The organism is Bifidobacterium coryneforme (genome assembly GCF_000737865.1).
Lineage (GTDB): Bacteria > Actinomycetota > Actinomycetes > Actinomycetales > Bifidobacteriaceae > Bombiscardovia > Bombiscardovia coryneformis.
The window spans coordinates 563,219-582,902 of sequence record NZ_CP007287.1 but is presented as its reverse complement, the minus strand read 5'-3'; the positions used below and the strand labels follow the sequence as shown (position 1 = coordinate 582,902).

At 61.9% G+C, this 19,684-nt stretch carries 16 protein-coding genes and 1 pseudogene; 1 reads left to right on the top strand and 16 read right to left on the bottom strand.

Going from position 1 to position 19,684, the window contains the following annotated elements:
- Positions 1–2: 2 nt before the first annotated feature.
- Positions 3–896, top strand: coding sequence for a hemagglutinin (locus tag bcor_RS02115; protein ID WP_237742960.1), 894 nt, complete (start codon positions 3–5; stop codon positions 894–896).
- Between the two features lie 26 nt (positions 897–922).
- Here the strand turns inward: bcor_RS02115 and bcor_RS02110 are convergent, their stop codons facing one another.
- The 16 genes and pseudogenes from bcor_RS02110 to bcor_RS02040 form a co-directional block, all read right to left on the bottom strand.
- Entirely contained in the window at positions 923–2,260 is a 1,338-nt protein-coding gene (locus bcor_RS02110; protein WP_033497255.1) for a glutamine synthetase family protein, read from the bottom strand.
- Positions 2,261–2,306: 46 nt separating this feature from the next.
- Positions 2,307–3,038 (bottom strand): bifunctional 1-(5-phosphoribosyl)-5-((5-phosphoribosylamino)methylideneamino)imidazole-4-carboxamide isomerase/phosphoribosylanthranilate isomerase PriA, encoded by a 732-nt coding sequence (gene priA / locus bcor_RS02105; protein WP_033497257.1) that lies wholly within the window; start codon positions 3,036–3,038, stop codon positions 2,307–2,309.
- 1 nt (position 3,039) lies between these two features.
- A complete protein-coding gene (gene hisH, locus bcor_RS02100) occupies positions 3,040–3,789 on the bottom strand; it encodes an imidazole glycerol phosphate synthase subunit HisH (protein WP_033497259.1) in 750 nt (249 codons plus the stop codon).
- A 31-nt stretch (positions 3,790–3,820) separates the two neighbouring features.
- Positions 3,821–4,612, bottom strand: a complete 792-nt coding sequence (locus bcor_RS02095; RefSeq protein WP_148303941.1) for a hypothetical protein — start codon at positions 4,610–4,612, stop codon at positions 3,821–3,823.
- Positions 4,609–5,211, bottom strand: coding sequence for an imidazoleglycerol-phosphate dehydratase HisB (gene hisB, locus bcor_RS02090; protein WP_033489823.1), 603 nt, complete (start codon positions 5,209–5,211; stop codon positions 4,609–4,611). The genes bcor_RS02095 and hisB overlap by 4 nt, the downstream gene beginning before the upstream one ends.
- A 127-nt stretch (positions 5,212–5,338) precedes the next feature.
- Positions 5,339–6,487, bottom strand: a complete 1,149-nt coding sequence (locus bcor_RS02085) for a histidinol-phosphate transaminase (RefSeq protein ID WP_033497261.1) — start codon at positions 6,485–6,487, stop codon at positions 5,339–5,341.
- Complete coding sequence (hisD, locus tag bcor_RS02080; RefSeq protein ID WP_033489821.1) at positions 6,484–7,881, bottom strand: histidinol dehydrogenase; 1,398 nt, start codon at positions 7,879–7,881, stop codon at positions 6,484–6,486. Before hisD ends, bcor_RS02085 begins: the two co-directional genes overlap by 4 nt.
- 82 nt (positions 7,882–7,963) lie before the next feature.
- Positions 7,964–11,524: a DNA polymerase III subunit alpha gene (dnaE, locus tag bcor_RS02075; protein ID WP_033489820.1), complete on the bottom strand. Its 3,561-nt coding sequence runs from the start codon at positions 11,522–11,524 to the stop codon at positions 7,964–7,966.
- A 78-nt stretch (positions 11,525–11,602) separates the two neighbouring features.
- On the bottom strand, positions 11,603–12,532 hold the full coding sequence (locus tag bcor_RS02070) for an RluA family pseudouridine synthase (RefSeq protein WP_033497264.1): 930 nt from the start codon (positions 12,530–12,532) through the stop codon (positions 11,603–11,605).
- Entirely contained in the window at positions 12,529–13,092 is a 564-nt protein-coding gene (locus bcor_RS02065) for a signal peptidase II (protein WP_238548564.1), read from the bottom strand. The genes bcor_RS02070 and bcor_RS02065 overlap by 4 nt, the downstream gene beginning before the upstream one ends.
- A 10-nt stretch (positions 13,093–13,102) precedes the next feature.
- Positions 13,103–14,437 carry a DivIVA domain-containing protein gene (locus bcor_RS02060; protein WP_033497268.1) on the bottom strand — a complete coding sequence of 445 codons (1,335 nt, stop codon included), beginning with the start codon at positions 14,435–14,437 and terminating at the stop codon, positions 13,103–13,105.
- Positions 14,438–14,535: 98 nt separating this feature from the next.
- Positions 14,536–14,821: pseudogene (locus tag bcor_RS07380) on the bottom strand (YggT family protein).
- A 67-nt stretch (positions 14,822–14,888) separates the two neighbouring features.
- Positions 14,889–15,353, bottom strand: a complete 465-nt coding sequence (locus bcor_RS02055; RefSeq protein ID WP_033497270.1) for a cell division protein SepF — start codon at positions 15,351–15,353, stop codon at positions 14,889–14,891.
- 17 nt (positions 15,354–15,370) lie between these two features.
- Positions 15,371–16,552, bottom strand: a complete 1,182-nt coding sequence (ftsZ, locus tag bcor_RS02050) for a cell division protein FtsZ (protein ID WP_033497272.1) — start codon at positions 16,550–16,552, stop codon at positions 15,371–15,373.
- Between the two features lie 346 nt (positions 16,553–16,898).
- Entirely contained in the window at positions 16,899–18,089 is a 1,191-nt protein-coding gene (dusB, locus tag bcor_RS02045) for a tRNA dihydrouridine synthase DusB (RefSeq protein WP_274518306.1), read from the bottom strand.
- A gap of 22 nt (positions 18,090–18,111) precedes the next feature.
- Positions 18,112–19,629: a glycine--tRNA ligase gene (locus bcor_RS02040; RefSeq protein WP_033497274.1), complete on the bottom strand. Its 1,518-nt coding sequence runs from the start codon at positions 19,627–19,629 to the stop codon at positions 18,112–18,114.
- Between the last annotated feature and the right edge of the window lie 55 nt (positions 19,630–19,684).

Sequence of the window (19,684 nt, the reverse complement as noted above, 5' to 3'; positions counted from 1 at the left end):
GCATGGGGAAGACACCGGGCAAACGACATACCAGCAGCAATCTGGCCAGGACCTGGAAGCGGATGGGGACCACCCGCCGCGTCGAGGCCGTTGCGGCGACAGTGATGGCTCTGGTCCTTGTGGTCGCCCTGGTCATCGTGTCTTTGCACTTCGTCTCATATCGGGAGCTGGTCGGCAGGACCCGGGAGCATCAGAACGAGATGGCCAGGCAGTATGAGTTCAACCCGGGCAGAATCATCACCGATCAGCGTTTCCATGACACCACCAGCATGAATGCCGAGGATGTCCAGGTCTTTCTGGACCAGAAGGGGGCCGACTGCACCGGGGACTCCTGCCTGAGAACCATGAGGGTGGACACCCCCAGTCCTGACGGGGATGGGCTCTGTGACCCCTACCAGGGTGGGAAGGGACAGACTGCGGCACAGATCATCGACGGAGCGGCAAGATCCTGCGGCATCAGTCAGAAGGTACTGCTGACCATGCTCCAAAAAGAGCAGCACCTGGTCACGTCCAAGAATCCGGACCCCACCCAGATCCGGTCGGCCATGGGACTCTCCTGCCCAGACGATGCTGCCTGTGATGCCCGATATGCCGGCTTTTTCAACCAGGTCTACGGAGCCGCCAAGCGCTATCGGTACTATGAGACCCACCGATCCGACTATCAGTTCCAGACAAGGGCCATCAATCAGGTCAGGTTCAGTCCCGAAGCCTCCTGTGGTGCCTCTGATGTCTATATCGAGAACGATGCCACGGCGCTGCTCTACATCTACACCCCCTACCAGCCCAACACCGCAGCCCTGGCAGCCGGTGACGGTGAGGGCGACTCCTGTTCCAGCTACGGGAACAGGAACTTCGTCATCATCTACGACGCCTGGTTCGGAAGGGCCGACGAGTAGGGGGCTACCGCCTGACGGCAGGGGTCCTAGAGGCGCGGCAGGTAGTACTCCAGCTCGTAGGGATTGACCTGCCTGCTGTAGCTGTTCCACTCCTTGTGCTTATTGCGCAGGAAGTACTCGAACGTGTGTTCTCCCAGGACATCGGCCACAAAGTCCGATTTCTCCATCAGTTTCAGGGCGGAGTCCAGAGAGTCCGGCAGGGGTGCGATTCCCATGGCCTGCCGCTCCGAATCGGTCAACTCCCAGACATCGTCACTGGTGGGCTCCCCCAGGGTCATCTTCTGCTCGATCCCATCCAGGCCGGCAGCCAGGAGGACGGAGTATGCCAGATAGGGGTTGGCCCCCGGATCCAGGCCGCGGAACTCCATCCTGGCCGAGTTCCCCTTGCCGGGCTTGTACTGAGGTATGCGCAGGAGGGCCGAGCGGTTGTTGTGGCCCCAGCATACATAACTGGGGGCCTCAGCCCCTCCCCAAAGCCTCTTGTAGGAGTTGACGTACTGGTCGGTCACCGCGCAGATTTCGGCGGCGTGGGCCAGAATGCCGGCCGCGAACTGACGCGCGGTCTGCGACATGTTGAACTCCTGGCCCACCTCGTAGAAGGCATTGCTGTCGCCCTCGAACAGGCTCAGATGGGTGTGCATGCCCGATCCCGGCTGATCGGTGAACGGCTTGGGCATGAAACTGGCGTAAATCCCGCGTTCCAGGGATATCTCCTTGACCACGGTGCGGAAGGTCATGATGTTGTCGGCCGTGGTCAGGGCATCGGCGTAGCGCAGGTCGATTTCGTTCTGACCCGGTCCGGCCTCATGGTGGGAGTACTCCACCGAGATGCCCATCTGCTCCAGCATGTTGACGCAGGCCCTGCGGAAGTCCATCCCCGGGCTGCGGGGAACATGGTCGAAATAGCCGCCTTCATCGATGGGAACCGGGGGCTGGGACCAGTCCTCCTGGTTCTCAAAGAGGTAGAACTCGATCTCGGGATGGGTGTAGAAGATGAAACCCTTGTCCTTGGCATGGGCCAAGGCACGCTTCAGTACGTGTCGTGGATCACCGCTGCTGGGCTCGCCGTCGGGCGTGAGCACGTCGCAGAAAATCCTGGCGGTACCCTGGGGGCCTCCCCTCCAGGGAAGAATCTGGAATGTCGAAGGATCCGGCTTGACGATCATGTCATCCTCGGAGACCCTGGTCATGCCCTCGATCGCGGACCCATCGAAACCAAGTCCCTCCTCGAAGGCCACTTCCAGCTCAGCCGGTGCTATGGCCACCGATTTCAGCGTGCCCAGAACGTCCGTGAACCAGAGTCGAATGAACCGAACATCGCGCTCCTCGACAGTGCGCAGCGCAAATTCCTCTTGCTTATCCATAGAGCTCATGCTCCCATTCCTATATTTCGCCGACTTGCCTATCGCGTTAACAATGCCCGGAAACCAGGTCCAGAGCCTGCTCCAGGGTAAAGGCCCCCTCATAGAGGGACTTGCCCAGAATGGCGCTGTCCACACCCCGATCGGACAACCCGGCGATGTCCCTGAGGTCATTGAGGCTGGAGATGCCCCCGGAAGCGGTTACCTTGGCCGGAGTCCGACTGGACACCTCACCCAGCAGGTCCAGGTTGGGGCCGGTCATCATCCCGTCCCGGGCCACGTCGGTGACCACGTACCGACCGCATCCATCATCATCCAGTCGCTTCATGGTCTCGAAGAGATCCCCGCCCTTGCTGGTCCAGCCTCGGGCGGCCAGGGTGTGCCCACGCACATCCAGACCTACACAGACCCTTTCCCCATAACGACTCAGGACCCGACTGGTCCAGTCCGGGTTCTCCAGGGCGGCCGTACCGATGTTGACCCGGGCCGCACCGGCTTCCAGGGCGGCCTCCAGGCTGGCATCGTCTCGGATTCCACCACTGAGCTCCACCTTGACCCGGTCTCCCAGCTCGTTGACCAGGGCGGCCAACTTGTCACGGTTGTCTCCAGTACCGAAAGCCGCATCCAGATCTACCAGGTGGAGCCACTCGGCACCCTGATCCACCCAGGCCTTGGCGGCATCGGCGGGTTCCCCGTAGACCTTCTCGGAACCGGAGACACCCTGCCTGAGGCGGACCGCCTTCCCGTCGCGGACATCAACTGCTGGTAAGAGTGTCAGCATCTCATTCACCTTTCTCGGGTGCAGGGGCGGAATTCCCCGATAGGGTCCGCACCCAGTTGGTCAGCAATCGCGCACCCGCCATGGCCGACTTCTCGGGATGGAATTGGGTGGCACTCAATGGGCCACACTCATAGGCCGCCACGAACCTGCTGCGTCCGTAACCGGCCCATGTGACCAGCGGGGCGGGAGCATTTCCGGACCGCTCCATCCGCTCACAGTCCTTCCGGTCCCGTCCGGACACGGGAACCAGCAATGACAGGTCAGGGCCCGCTTCCCGTCCATCACCGTCCCCTTGCGCAGCCATGGCCGCGTAGGAGTGGACGAAGTAGAAGCGCTGGTCCTCGACCCCGACCATGAGTTTCGAGCCTTGGGGCACCTGCACCTCGTCCCACCCCATATGGGGCACCACATCGGCATCCAACTTCGTTACGCGTCCGGGAATCAGCCCCAGACCGGGCTCATCATGACCATCCTCGTCCCCGGCCTGAAACATGACCTGAAGACCCACGCAGACACCGAGAACCGGCAGACCCAGGGCGATACGGTCGCGGATTATGCGGTCTCCGCCGACGGCGCGCAGCCCCGCCATGCAGGCTCCATATGCCCCCACACCGGGGATGACAAGGCCATCGGCGCTCATGGCCAGGTCCGTATCGGCGCTGAGCTCCGCATCGATCCCAAGCTGGGAGAAGGCGTGCACCATGGACCGTACGTTGCCGAACCCGTAGTCAAGCACCTGTATCCTGGTCATGTTCCTCCTTGCAAGGTCCTCTGCCCGATGTCTATTCGACGCGACCCTTCCGAGCCGATCCCCCGGCCCCGAACCTGGTGTGCGCGGCGATGATGCCCATGGCCTTCTCGCGGTTGTACTCCCCCGAGTCGAAGATGGTGGCCCCTTCCTCACGCAACCTGTCCACTGTGGTGGTCCCGATCATCAGATCCTCCACGAAGTCGGCGGTGGAGGCGAAGAGCATGGGGGGCGCGAAGGTCTGGCCCGACTGCCCGTTGATCCAGAGGGTCGATTCAAGCTTGTCGGCCCGGTTGACCGCCAGGATGGCACTAAGCCCCGAGACGACGGTGGTCAGGTCGCGGATGGCCGCTTCGGGTCCATCCCCATCCAGGTTTCTCAGAACCGCCACGGCACCCTCACGGGCCTGTATGCACCAGGCCGAGATATCGGAGATCTGGCAGAACGCCGCCAGAAGCTCGGCCGAGGCCAGACGGGTCACCATGACGGCGGCCTTGGCCCGGTTGCCAATCAGCCCTTCAAGCTCCTGATCGAAGTCGGCAACACCATCAAAGTTCCCGTTCTGCTCCATAGGCTGTTCGCCGGTCGGCCCGGTTTCATCACCGGCCTCGGCTTCCGTGCCGGATTCGGAATCCATATCCGACTCAAATCGTGAGTCTTCCTTGGAATCGTCATCGGTGTTCCGATCGGTCCGATCCCGGCCCTCACCGAACTCGGCCTCAAAGCCGGCCAGGGCCCGCTCGATCTCCTCGTCACTCAGATGGTGGCCGAAATCGGGCAGACCATTGTCCTTCCGGTCCTTGTCCTCATTCCCGTCCCCACTCATAGCGATCCCTTGGTACTGGGAATGCCGTCCACCCTGGGATCCGGCTCCACGGCGAAGCGCAAGGCCCGGGCCAGGGCCTTGAACTCAGCCTCGGCGATATGGTGCGGGTCCCTTCCGGCCAAGAGGGTCAGGTGAAGGCAGATTCCCGCATGCATGGCGATGGATTCCATGACGTGCCTGACCAGGGAGCCCGTGAAGTGCCCGCCAATCATGGCATACTCGAACCCTTCCGGTTCTCCGGTGCAGACCGCATATGGCCTGCCGGATATGTCGACCACAGCTCGGGCCAGGGCCTCATCCAGGGGCACGGTGGCATCAGCGAACCGTTTGATGCCACGCTTGTCACCCAGGGCCTGGGCCAGCGCCTCACCGAAGACGATCGCCACATCCTCGACGGTGTGATGAACATCAATCGGGGTGTCCCCGCTGGCCTTGATGGTCAGGTCGATCAGGGAATGCCTGCCCAGGGCCGTCATCATGTGGTCGTAGAAAGGCACCGAGGTGTCGATATTGGTCGCCCCGGTACCATCCAGGTCCAGACTCAGACTCACCTTGGATTCACTGGTCTGGCGTGTGATGGTGGCTGTTCTGCCTGCCATTGCTGCTCCTCTGCTCTTGCCGCACACCGTTCTGCACCGCGGGCCATCGACCACTGTCGGTCCACACTGTGGGTTCGCGCACGGCCTCTAGACCACCAGCATAGCCGTGCCGCTGGTCCGTATACCCCTAGAACCGCTTCAGGACATCGACCAGGGTTCCACGGAACCGTTCCATCTCCGCATCGGTGCCCATGCATACCCTCAGGTAGCCTTCGGGGCCTACGGCCCTGATCAGCACGCCGGCCTCTTTCATGGCCCCGAAGATGGCATTTCGGTCAGGGAAGATACCGAAGAGGATGAAGTTGGATGCCGACGGAACCACAGTCAGTGGTTGACCGTGGTACTCCTGCTCCGACAACCATCCAGCGGTCTTCCGGCGGGTCTCACGAAGCTTGCCCACACGAGCCAGCTGGAGGTCGGTGTGCTCCAGGGCGGCCAGGGCGGCGGCCTGGGTGAGGGCGCTCAGGTGGTAGGGCATCCGGACGATGCGGACCGCGTCGATTATTCCCCGTGATGCTGCAAGGTAGCCGACCCTGGCACCGGCGAAGGCAAAGGCCTTGGACATGGTTCGGCTGACCGCCAGATGGTCGTATCGCCCAATCAGGCTGACCGCCGAAGGGGTGCCGGGGTCACGGAACTCGATGTATGCCTCATCTACGACCACAATGGGACGGGCCGACTGGTCCGCACCCGATACATGGACTTGTGAGCAGACCTCCAGAAGCCGGGTCAGTTCCTCCATGGGCAGAGGGGTTCCCGTGGGGTTGTTGGGGCTGGTTACCAGGACCATGGCGGGCCCAAGGGCCTTGATTCGCTCGATGGTCGTTTCCATGTCCAGGCTGAAATCAGGAAGACGGTGAGCCAGTTCCCAGTCCGTAAAGGTATCCCTGGCATACTCGGGGTACATGGAGTAGGTCGGATCGCAACCCAGCACGGTCCTGCCCGGCCCGCCAAAAGCCTGGAAGAGCTGAAGCATAATCTCATTGGACCCGTTGGCCGCCCATACCTGGTCGGGTTCCAAGGCAGCCCGGGACTCCTCCTTCAGGTAGGCGGCAAGGGCCTTGCGAAGATCCGCGTGCTCCCTGTCGGGATACCGGTTCAGCCCAGGGGCCTCCTCCCCCACACGTCGGCAGATGGCCTCGACCACCTCCGGGTCCAGCGGGTAGGGGTTCTCATTGACATTCAGACAGACCGGAACATCCAGCTGGGGGGCACCGTAAGGCTCCTCCCCCACCAGATCCGTGCGGAGGGGAAGGTCGGCAGGTATGGCACTCACCGCAAGCCGGCCTTCTCTTCGTTGGATTCCAGGTCGGCCTTGTCGTACGGGTCGTCCAGGAACCGGCTCAGGATGCACTCGCCGTGGGCGGGCAGGTCCTCGGAGACGGCAAAATCGTTGATCTTGGCTGCGATGGGCTTGAGTCCCTCCCGGTCATACTCGATGACCTCAACAGGCTTCATGAAGGTGTGTACGCCCAGGGCCACGTCGAACCTGGCTGTGCCGCCGGTGGGCAGGACGTGGTTGGATCCGGACATGTAGTCCCCCAAGGGCACCGGGGAGTATGGGCCACGGAAGATGGCGCCGGCGTTCCGAATCCGGTCGATGACGGCATCCGGGTCGGCCGTCTGGATCTCCAAGTGCTCGGCGGCATAGGCGTTGGCCACATCAATCGACTGGTCGATTCCATCGGTCAGGATGATTCCCGACTGGTTGCCACTCAGCGATGTACGCACCCGGTCAGCGTGCTCGGTTCGCGGCACCCTGCGCTCCAGAGCCTCCTGAACGCCCTGTGCCAGGTCCTGGCTGTCGGTGACGAGGACCGAACCGGCCAGCTCATCATGTTCCGCCTGCCCGATCAGGTCCGCCGCAACCCAGTCGGGATTGGCCTCCCCATCAGCCAGAATGGCTATTTCCGTAGGCCCGGCCACGGCATCGATTCCCACCATGCCTGAGACCATCTGCTTGGCTGTGGCCACGAAGATGTTACCCGGGCCGGTGATCTTATCAACCGGGTCGCAGAGGATCTCCCCGTCTTGAGGCTCCGATCCCCTGGCTCCGTATGCGAACATGGCCACGGCCTGGGCACCGCCCACGGCATAGACCTCGTCCACCCCCAGGATGGCGCAGGTGGCCAGGATGATTGCCGCCGGCAGGCCACGGGGGTCATCGGAAGCAGGCGGGGTGGCCACGGCCAGGGAATCGACGCCTGCCACCTGGGCGGGCACCGCATTCATGATGACCGAGGAGGGGTAGAGAGCCTTGCCCCCAGGTACGTAAAGACCGACGCGCTCGACGGGAATCCATCGCTCGCTGACGCGGGCACCGGGGGCCAAGTCAGTGGCCATGGGCTCGGGCACCTGGGCGGCGCAGACCTTGCGGATGCGGGTGACGGATTCCTCTATGGCCGCCCTGACCTTGGGGTCCAGCCCTTCAAGGGCCTCCTGCATGGCAGCAGCCGGCACCCTCAAATCATGGGGACGCACATGGTCGAACCGCTCCTCCAGATCACGAAGGGCCGCAGCCCCACGCTCACGCACCTGGTCCAGTATGGGCTGCACCTGACTGCTTGCCTCCCGAGTACCCATATCGGCCCTGGGCATGGCGGCGAGGAGCTGGGCGCGGGACATGGTCTTCCCGCGCAGATCCATGGTTCTCATCATGAGTTTTGACATACCTCGATGGTAGTGAACTTTTGTGTCGCCGAGGCCAGGCGTTCACCTCCATCCCAAATGGTGAGACGGTTCCGCAGGCGTCCTAGGCCGAGGGAAGGCAGGAGGGCCCGAAGACCGATTTGATCTCAGCCAGCATCGAGGTGTCGTGGGTGGTCCTGAAGCCGTCCCCGAAGGTCAGCATGCGTACGTTCCCCCGCTCATCGGTCACAGCCAGCCTGACCTGGCAGTACCCTGGATGGGTCTTCAGAATCTGCGCCAGCCGCTCCATTCGCCCGCGGTCCAGGGCCGTCCTGGGCAGGGTGATGGTCAGAGGCCGTTCATCGGCCGACTCCAGCATGGGCACCTCCATGTCGGTGACCCGCAGGCTGGATTCCTCATCACGCAACTCCACCAGTCCCCGCACCCGGATCACCGAGTCCAGGGAGAGGTCGTCGGCATTGGCGTCGTATACCTTCCCGAAGAACATGCACTGTATGGAGGATTCCAAATCCTCGATGGTGACAATGGCCCAGGGGTTCCCCTTCTTGGAGACCCTCCTGTCGACGGCCGTGACCAGTCCTGCCAGGGTGACGGTCTGGTTGCCCATGGTGTTCGCCCGGTTCAGCAGCTGGGCGATCGACATATCGCGCATACCCGCCAGAACCGAGGTCATACCGCTCAGCGGGTGGTCGGATACATAGAGGCCCAGCATCTGGCGTTCGAAGTTGAGCTTGGTGGACTTCTCCCACTCCTCGATGTCGGGAATGGTCACCTGGGCATCACCGAGGGCATCCGACTCGTTCCCCCCGTCGTCATCGGCCTCCGCGAAGAGGTCGAACTGCCCCTCGGCCTGCTTGCGCTTGATAGGCATGACCTGGTCGATGGCTTCGTCATGCACCTGGAAGAGGGCCCGCCTGTTGGGGTCGATCCCGTCGAAGGCACCGCCCTTGATCAGGGATTCCACAGTGCGCTTGTTGAGGACGTCCATGGGCACCCGCTTGACGAAGTCCATGAAGTTGACGAACCTGCCCCGGGGACCTGACCGCTCGTCGATGATCGCCTGGACCGCCTTGGAACCCACGTTGCGGATGGCCGCCAGACCGAAGCGGACCACGTCGCCGACTGCGGAATAAGCGGCCACGGACTCGTTGATGTCCGGAGGCAGGATCTGAATCCCCATACGCCGTGCCTCGCCCAGATAGAGGGCCGTCTTGTCCTTGTTGGTCCGTTCGTTCTCCAGGAGGGCCGCCATGAACTCCACCGGATAGTGGGTCTTCAGGTAGGCGGTCCAGTATGCGATCAGGGCGTAGGCGGCGGAGTGGGCCTTGTTGAAGGCGTACCCGGAGAAGGGGACCAGAACGTCCCAGACGGCCTGGGCGGCCTCCCGGGAGTATCCGTGCTCCTTCATACCCTCGAAGAAGGGCACCTGCTCCTTGGCCAGGACCTCGGGCTTCTTCTTGCCCATGGCTCGACGGAGCACATCAGCCTTGCCCAGGGAGTATCCGGCCAGGATTCGCGCGGCCGACTGGACCTGCTCCTGGTAGACGATCAGACCGTAGGTCTCGTCCAGGACCGCCTTGAGGGGTTCGGCCACCTCGGGATGGATGGGTTCTATCTTTTGCTGGCCGTTCTTGCGCTTGGCGTAGTTGATATGGGAGTTCATATCCATGGGCCCCGGCCGGTACAGGGCGATCAGGGCGGATATGTCGTTGAAGTTATCGGGCTTGAGCATCCTCAGGAGGGACCTCATCCCGTCACCATCGAGCTGGAAGACGCCCAGGGTATCACCCCTGGATAGGAGTTCATAGGTTTCCTTGTCGTCCAGGGGAACCTTCTCGATGCTGATTGGCTCCTTCCCGTTGCGCTCGATGTTGGTTATGGAATCCCTGATGACCGTAAGGTTGGAAAGCCCCAGGAAGTCCATCTTGACCAGTCCGAGGGTCTCGCAGGTGTGGTACTCGAAGGTGGTCGTGACCGTGCCGTCGTTGCGCTCCATCAGGGGGGAGGTGTCGGTGATGGGGTTGGATGCCATGATGGTGGCGCAGGCGTGCACACCGGTCTGGCGTATGATCCCCTCGATGCCCTTGGCCTCCTCGGTGATTCGTTTCACGTCCGGATTGGAATCGTAGAGGTCACGGAACTCCTTGGCCTCGGGGAACCGCTTGGAACCGGGATCGAATATCTCCTTGAGGCTCATGTCCTTGCCGTTGGCGGAGGGAGGCAGGGCCTTGGTCACCTGGTCACCCATGGAGTACTCGTAGTCCATGATCCTGGCAGAGTCCTTCAGGGCCTGCTTGGTCTTGATGGTGCCGTAGGTCACGCACTGGGCGACCTTGTCGGACCCGTACTTCTCGCCCACATACTCCAGGACCTTCGCCCTGCCTTCGGGGTCGAAATCCACATCGATATCAGGCAGGGACACACGCTCGGGGTTGAGGAAACGCTCGAAGATCAGTCCGTGCTTCAAAGGGTCCAACTCGGTGATGCCCATGGCGTAGGCCACCATGGAACCTGCTGCGGAACCACGGCCCGGACCCACCATGATGCCATGCTGCTTGGCCCAGTTGATGTAGTCGGAGACCACCAGGAAGTAGCCGGTGAACTGCATCTGGCAAATCACACCGCACTCGTAGTCAGCCTGATGGGATACCTCTTCGGGCACCCCGTCCGGATAGCGGTTCTTCAGTCCCTCATCGACCTTCTTCAGGAAGAGGGAGGTCTCATCCCATCCCTCCGGGCAGTCGAAGCGGGGCATGAAGGCCCCGTCCTCATGGTCGTCGAACATGATGTTGCAACGCTCGGCGATCTCAAGAGTGTTGTCGCAGGCTTCGGGGAACTCCTTGAATATCTGCCGCATCTCCTCGGACGAACGGATGTAGTAGCCGGAACCGTCGAACTTGAATCGACCGGGGTCCGTAAGGCGCGAACCGGAGTTGATGCAGAGCAGGGCATCCTGTGCCGAGGCATCCTCTTCCCTCACATAATGGGAGTCGTTGGTGGCCACCAGAGGGGCATCCAACCGCTTGGCGATCTCCAGAAGGTCCTTGGTCACCCGGCGCTCGATATCCAGCCCGTGGTCCATCAACTCGATGTAGTAGTTCTCCTTGCCGAATATGTCCTGGAACTCCCCGGCAGCCCGGAGGGCCTCGTCGAACTGCCCCAGACGCAGCCTGGTCTGAACGATGCCCGATGGGCAACCGGTTGTTGCTATGACGCCCTTGTGGTAGGTGGAAAGGAGGTCCTTATCCATTCGTGGCCACTTGCCCACCAGACCCTCCAGATTGGCCAGTGAGGAGGCCTTGATCAGGTTGACCAGACCCTCGTCATCACTGGCCCAGAGGGTCATGTGGGTGATGAAACCACCACCGGAGACATCATCCGAACGCTGCTCCTCGGTGCCCCAACGAACCCTGGTCTTGTCCTGCCGGGCCGTTTCGGGGGTCACGTAGGCTTCGATGCCGATGATGGGCTTGACACCCGCGTCCACGGCGGTCCGCCACATCTCGTAGGCACCGTGCATATTGCCATGGTCCGTGATGGCCACTGCCGGCTGGCCCTGCGCCTTGACCTCGGAGACCAGGTCGGGGATCTTCGAGGCCCCGTCCAGGGTGGAGTAATGGGTGTGGGTGTGCAGGTGAACGAAGTTCGACTGGGAAGAGGACATACGTTCTAATCTAGCGTCCACCCCGACCGAATCGCCGAAGTCAGCTGCATGCGTATCACTGACTGCCGGGAAGGCCGGTCATTCATCGCGCTTCTGACGCTCCTCGCGCTCCATGTCCAAGGCCTTGCGCAGGTCCGCCGGGTATGAGGAAACCACCTTGGTCCAAATGTGGGTACGTGGGTGCCTGAATTCCAGGCGCATGGCGTGGAGCCACTGCCTGGTCAGGCCAAGCCGATCAGCCAGTTCAGGATTGGCCCCATACATGTGGTCCCCCACAAGGGGGTGCCCGATTGAGGAGAAGTGAACACGAATCTGGTGGGTGCGACCGGTCTCCAGGTTGACGCTGGCCAGTGTCGTGGAGCCGAATCGCTCCATCACGTCCCAGTGGGTTATGGCCTCCTTGCCAGCCGGGGTGACCGTGAAGCGGAAGTCCGATACCTTGGCCCGACCTATTGGCGCCTCGATTGTGGCCCTGTCCTGGACGAGATTACCCTGGACCAGGGCGTGGTAGATCTTGACCACCTCATGGTCGGCGAACTGCCGTCGCATTTCCTTGTAGGCCAGGTCTGACTTACAGACCAACATCAGGCCACTGGTGCCCGCATCCAGGCGCGAGACGATGCCCTGGCGCCCCTGGGCACCCATGGAGGTGATGTGCGTCCCCCGCTGCAGGAGACTGCCCAGAACGGTAGGTCCGGTCCATCCGACCGAAGGATGGGCGGCCACCCCGACCGGCTTGTCTACAACGATTACGTCCTCGTCCTCGTAGACCACCGGCATATCATCAGCCACCGGTTCCACCTCATCGACGGGGTCCGGCTGATCCAGTTCAATCAGATCACCACTGAGCAGGGTGGAGGATTTGGTTACCGTCCGGTCCAGGACTCGCACCCGGCCATCTGCGATAAGCTCGGACGCTTTGGCTCGTGACATGCCCAGCATCTTGGATAGGGCCATGTCCAACCGTTTGCCCACCAGGGCATCAGGAGCAGGCAGGAGCTTGGTCACTGTTCCTCTCCCCCGTGTCCCTCTTCGATCTCTTGAGAATCGGGGGTCTTCTTCACCTTTCCGGCTGAAACAAACCGAACATCGGCCAGAATAAGGAGCACCACGACCACTCCGGCCACGGTCAGATAGATATCGGCAACGTTGCCGACCGACCAGCCATAATCCAGGAAATCCACCACTTTGCCGTTCAGAAAACCATCGGCATAGGCCACACGGTCAATCAGGTTCCCGGCTGCCCCCGAAAAGGCCAGGGAGAGGACCATGGTCCAGGCCATGGAGGTCGTCTTCAGGGCCAAGGCCACGATGATCAGGCAGGCCCCGACGGCAATCAGTGAAATGACCCAGGTAGCCCCGGACCCCAGGCCCAGGGAGGCACCCGGATTACGCAGAAGTCGCAGGGAAACCAAGGACCCCAGGAACGGATGCACTGCACCGTCTCCCAGAACGATCTGGGCCAGGGCCTTGCTTACCTGATCCAGACCGATGGCAACAGCGGCCAGGCATACGAAGACGGCCACGCGTTGGCGCAGCCGTCTCGGTTCCTGTTGTGAAGAGTTCACAGTCGGGTGCTCAGTGGTTGTCCCTGGCGTTGTCCTCCATGGACTGGAAGTTGCTGGTATCCGAAATCTGGTTGACCAGCTGGTTGAGGAACTCGGTCAGCTTGCTGCGGTAACCGGCCTCGAACTGCTTGAGTCCCTGGATGTTATCCTCAAGAACCTTGGACTGCTCGACCAGCTTGCTCTTGACCTCGGTGGCGTAACGATCGGCACCGTCGCGGGTGTTCTTGTCGTACTCCTGTGCCCTGGTCTGCACCTGGGTCTCGTACTCGTCGGCCTGGTCGTGCTGGTTCTTGGAGTAGGCATCGGCATCCGAACGGGTCTTGACCGAGTACTCGTCGGCCTGGGTACGCACGCGCTCCGAGTAGCCATCAGCCTCGGAACGCACCCGCTTGGAGTACTCTTCGACCTCGGTGTGGGTGCGCTTGGAATAGTCCTCGGCCTTCTTGACGATCTCGTCGTGCTGGGCCTTCCCATCGGCCACCAGCTGTGCGGCGTTGGCCTTGCCCTTATCGACATACTGATCGTGCAGCTGCATGGCCAGGGTGAGCATGGCGGTCGCACGGCCTGCCTCGCTTCCGGCCTCGGCACCTGCGCCCGCAATCTTGCGAAGGCTGCCGGTCTCGGTCGAAGGCTCGACCTTGGAGACCTGCTCGCGCAGCTGTTCCTCTCGCTTCTTGGACTCTTCCAGCTGCTTGTTGAGCTGCTCGATCTTGGAGAGCTGCCCCTGCCCGGCCTGCTGTGCCTGGGCCGCCTGCTGACGTGCGGCATTCGCGTTCTGCTGTGCTGCATTCAGCTCGGACTTGGCCTTGTTGAGCTCGTTGGACAGGTTCTGGGACTGTCGACGGGCCTCGTCGCGTTCCTTCTGAACCGCATTGAGCTGGTTCGTCAGGGTCTGGGCGTTGTTGCCGTTGGCGGCCTGGGCGGTCAGCTGATCGATCTGGGAATTCAGCTGCTCGACCTGACGACGAAGCTGCTCGTTCTGCCCGCTCAGCGTCTTGACCTGTCCCTCGGCCTCAGCCAGCTGACGGGTGGCCTGGGTGGCGGCCGCGGAAGCCTGGTTGTTCTGTCCGGCAGCCTGGCTCTTGCTCTTCAGGTCGCGGTTCTCGGCCTGGAGGGACTCCACCTGGGCGCTCAGGTCGGAGATCTTGGAGTTCAGTGAGGCCACGTCAGTACCCAAGGACTGAGTCGAAGCCGTCCTGCCTTGAATGGCCTGCCTGCCCAGGGCCTCGACGGTCTCGGTCACTTCGTCCAGGAAGTCATCGACCTCATCGATGTCGTAACCGCTCTTGAGCCTAACTATATTGAAGTTATGCTCCCGGATGTCTTTGGGCGTCAAAAGAGCCATTTGATTCTCCACCTCGCTTCAGGCCAACCAGCCCGATTGTTTTTCTCTTATTGAATGCTAGCACGGAGCGTGCCAATCGCTCCGTCTTGCCTTCCTATTCAAATCAGAATCTGTATCACAATGAGGATGAAATACAGGACCATAAAGGAGACATCCAGCTGGATTCGACCCATGGGCAGGGGCGGTATGTAGCGCCTGAGCCCAGCGCAGGGGCGGCTCGGTCAGAGCATAGATGACCCGTATCAGGGATGAGACGACACCCCTTGGGTACCACCGAGGCATCAGGATCATGGCCCAATCCACTATCATCCTGATGAAAAGAACGAACAGGTATGCGTCGATAAGGACGTTGATCAGGTAACGGAGCAGGGGAATAACAATCATGTGGTGAGACTCCGGAAGTAGTCCATATTAAGGAACCCCGCCCTGGCAGGGGCGGGGTCAGACGCAATCACTGAGCAAAGAGGCCCTTGGCGGAGGATGAGGACTTGACCTCTTCCACCTTGATATTGACCTGTGCAGGACTAAGCAGGAAGACCCTGGGGGTCACCCGTTCGATGGATCCGCGAACGCCGAAAACCACACCTGCGGAGAAATCAACGATTCTGTAGGCCACGGACTCGGAGACACCGGTCAGGTTGAGGACCACGGGGACCCCGTCACGAAGTGCCCTGCCAACCATCTGGGCATCCTCGTAGGACTTGGGGTGAATGGTGGTGATGCGGTTGATGTGGCTCTGGAATGGGGTGGACTCCCCCTCCTGGCCGGCTGCTGATGACTGGGCCGCCATGGGTGTCACCGAGTGATCGGTGTCGAAGCCGTCACCGGTTTCTTCATCATCCATGATTTCATCCTCTTCGTCCACAACGTCGGTCATCCCCAGGAAGGACATCGCGTTCTTCACCAAACCTGCCATCTTTGCTCCTTATTGCATCACCGAAGGAAATCGGGAATATCAAGATACCCCGGGTCGGCTGAGTTTCCATCATCCTCGGTCGTCGGGGGAACCACCTCATGTTCGGAAGTCTGGTCGGATTGCCCCTGTTCCTGTTGCGTGTCCGCAGCTTCCTGAAGCGGGGCGGCGGAAGGGGACGGGGTGGTTGCACGCACCTGCTGCACACTGGCCGACTGGGCTTCTTCCTCATCCTTCTTGGCGTTGGGGTCGAACCCGGCGGCGATCACGGTGACCCGGACCTCGTCGCCGTACGCATCGTCCAGGGCCAGACCCCAGATGATCTGCGCCTCGGGGTGGATTGCATCCTGGACCAGCTGGGCGGCAGCCGATGCCTCCTGCATGGTCAGGTCGGTGGGACCGGCAACGTTGATCAGGGCACCATGGGCACCTTCGATGCTCTCCTCCAGCAAGGGGGAGCTGATGGCGATCTCGGCGGCCTGGGTGGCCCTGTCCTCGCCACGGGCGGCACCGATGCCGAAGAGGGCCGTGCCGGCATCCTTGAGGATGGCGGTCACATCGGAGAAGTCGACGTGGATGTAGGAGTTCATCGTAATCAGGTCGGTGATGCCCTGGACACCGGCCAGAAGGGCGGTATCGGCGGTCTTGAAGGCGTCCATCACCGAGACCGTGCGATCGGAAAGATCAAGCAGGCGGTCGTTCGGGATGACGATCAGCGCATCGACTTCCTTACGGAGGTTTTCGATGCCGGACTCGGCCGAGGCGGAACGCCGCGGGCCTTCGAAGGTAAAGGGCCTGGTGACCACAGCGATGGTCAGAGCACCCTGCTGGCGTGCCGCCCGGGCCACCAAGGGACCGGCACCCGTACCCGTGCCGCCACCCTCACCAGCGGTGACGAACACCATATCGGCTCCCTTGAGAACCTCTTCGATGTCGGACTGGTGGTCCTGTGCCGCCTTGGCGCCCTTCTCGGGATCGGCACCCGCACCCAGACCTCGGCTGTTGCTGTCGGAAAGGGATATCTTCACATCGGCATCGGACCGGAGAAGATCCTTGGCATCCGTATTGATGGCCACAAACTCGACGTTCTGCAGGCCTTCGGCGATCATCCTATTGACCGCGTTACCGCCTGCGCCGCCAACACCGACGACCTTGATGTTGGTCTTGTCATTGAAATTGTCAGTCTGGGCAATCTCGCTCACAGTATGCTCCCGTCACTCACCTTACGCTTAACTCTAGCGCAGACCGTATACGCCAACACGCATTTGCCCATAGGCGCCCGCCCATGAGGCACCCATCCGCGGTGCTCGTGGCCTGCACGGAACTCCCGTACACGACCCGGACCCAACCAGATAGGAACCCCATGCCGTCTCTGTCGCATATTCTAAACCACAACCGGGTACTTTGGATACGGCAATTCACAACCCCACACGATATGAGCCCACCTGACAGGTCAGGATTCCCCTGTTTTCCATTGATTCACCCTTACTGAAGGTGAGGGAGGCAACGGCTGACGAATCAGTTCCCCACACCTGGGCAAACCCAGACTCAGTACTCGGCATCCATGGGGTCGTTGCCGAAAAGCGCATGGCGCTCCTCGGAGGTGGTGGTTCTTGAATCAAGCCAGCCGTACGGCAGCCGAACCTTCTTGGCAGACCTCACCCGGCCCCGGGGCTTGTCGGCCACACCTGCCGGATAGGGCATTTCCTGGTCCAGACCGGCGATGCACCCGTCCAGCTGATCCAGCGTCTCGCACGACATGAAGGCGCGGCGGGTCGCTCCCCCGACCGCGAACCCTTTGAGGTACCAGGCCACATGTTTGCGCATGTCATGCACGGCCATCATCTCGTCACCATCGTAGAAGTCCACCAGGAGCCGGGCGTGACGGGCGATAATCCGCCCCACCTGGCCCAGGTCGGGTTCCTCGCGCACGGCAGACCCCTGTAGGGCATGGCGGATATCGGCGAAGATCCAGGGTCTGCCCTGGCAGCCGCGGCCGATGGCCACACCTGCGCATCCGGTCTGCCTGACCATTTCCATGGCATCTTCGGCGGTCCATATATCCCCGTTGCCGAAAACAGGGATGCTCAGGGCCTGTACCAGCTGCGAGATGCGGTCCCAGTCGGAGTGCCCACCGTAGTACTCCGCCGTTGTTCGGGCATGGAGGGTGACGGCGGCGCACCCCTCCTCCTGGGCGATATGCCCTGCCTCCATGTAGGTGAGATGATCCTGGTCGATACCCACCCTGATTTTCGCCGTGACGGGGATACCGGCAGGTTCGCAGACAGAGACCACGCGATGAACCAGGTCCTGGAAGAGGTCCGTCTTCCACGGCAGGGCCGAGCCACCTCCATGACGGGTCACCTTGGGTACCGGGCAGCCGAAGTTCATGTCGATATGGTCGGCCCACCCCTGCTCGACGACCATCCGCGTGGCCTGCTCCATGATCTGGGGGTCAACCCCATAGAGCTGGAGGGAACGCACCTTTTCCTCGGGCGCGAACCGGCAGAGACGGAAGGCCTTGGGATTGCGCGCCACAAGGGCCCGGGCCGTCACCATTTCGGCCACATAAAGACCGTCGGGGCCGAATTCGCGGCAGAGCAGGCGGAAGGGCCAGTTGGTGACCCCCGCCATGGGTGAGAGCATGACCGGAGTGGGGATGCGTATGGGGCCCAGATCCAGGGGCTTGACCTTGACGGGTTCTCCTGACCGCTGCGATGCCTCGTCTGCAGATGTCACAGTTACCATTGCAGGTCCGGTCTCAGTACTCACCGCCGGCTTCGGCCACCTTGACCGGAGTGGATGCATCCTGCCCAGGCTCATCCCTCACATCGGTGTACCCGTCGGCAGCCTGGGTGCCGGTGATGGCGGCCGGTCCCATCGGATAGCGCAGGCGCTTCTCACTGATGCACTTGCGGACGTAGCCCTCGACCTGGTCCAGTGCGACCCGCTCCTGTTGCATGGAGTCACGCTGGCGGATGGTGACCGCGTGGTCATCAAGGGAGTCGAAGTCAACAGTGATGCACAGGGGGGTACCAATCTCGTCCTGACGACGGTAGCGGCGACCAATGGCGCCGGACTCATCGTAATCGATCATCCACTCCTGTTGGCGGAGGTCAGCGGCCAGGTCGTGGGCGATCCCCTGAAGCTCAGGCTTCTTGGACAGCGGCAGGACCGCCGCCTTGACCGGGGCCAGCCTGGGATCCAGCCGCAGAACGGTACGGCGGTCCACCCCGCCCTTGGTGTTGGGGGCCTCGTCCACGTCATAGGCATCAACCAGGAAGGCCATCAGGGAGCGGGTGAGTCCGGCTGCGGGCTCAATGACGTAGGGAACGTACCGCTCCCCACTGGCCGGATCGAAGTAGCTCAGATCCTCACCGGAGTGCTCGGCATGGGCCTTCAGATCGAAGTCGGTCCTGTTGGCGATACCTTCCAGCTCGCCCCATTCCGACCCCTGGAAGCCGAAGCGGTACTCGATATCGACGGTCCGCTTGGAGTAGTGGGCCAGCTTGGCCTTGGGATGCTCATACTGACGCAGATTGTCGGGGTTGACTCCCAGGTCGGTGTACCACCGTGTGCGGGCATCGATCCAGTACTGATGCCATTCCTCATCGGTGCCGGGCTGGACGAAGAACTCCATCTCCATCTGTTCGAACTCGCGGGTCCGGAAGATGAAATTGCCGGGAGTGATCTCGTTTCGGAAGCTCTTACCCATGTTGGCGATACCGAAGGGGGGCTTGGAGCGGGAGGACGCCATGACCGTCTTGAAGTCGACGAAGATGCCCTGGGCGGTCTCCGGACGGAGGTAGTGCAGGCTCTTGTCATCCTGTACCGGTCCCAGATGGGTCCGGAGCATCATGTTGAAGTCACGCGGCTCGGTCCACTGGCCCTTGGTGCCGCAGTCGGGGCAGGGAATGTCCTTGAGTCCCTCGGCCGGATCGTGTCCGTGCTTTTCGACGTATGCCTCTTCGAGGGTATCGGCCCGGTGACGCTTGTGGCAGTTCAGGCACTCGATCAGGGGGTCGTTGAATACGGAGACATGACCCGAGGCCTCCCAGACGGCCGTGGGCAGGATGACCGAGGTATCGACGCCGACCACGTCGCCTCGGGTGACCACCATGGACCGCCACCACTCACGCTTGATGTTGTCCTTGAGGGCAACACCCAGGGGACCATAGTCCCATGCCGACCGGGTCCCTCCGTAGATCTCCCCCGCGGGGAAGACGAACCCCCGGCGCTTGGCCAGGGAGATGACCTCATCCAGTTTCGAGACTGCCACTGATCACACCTTCTCTTGAGGGACTGCCGTATGGCACATACGGACCGACGACTGG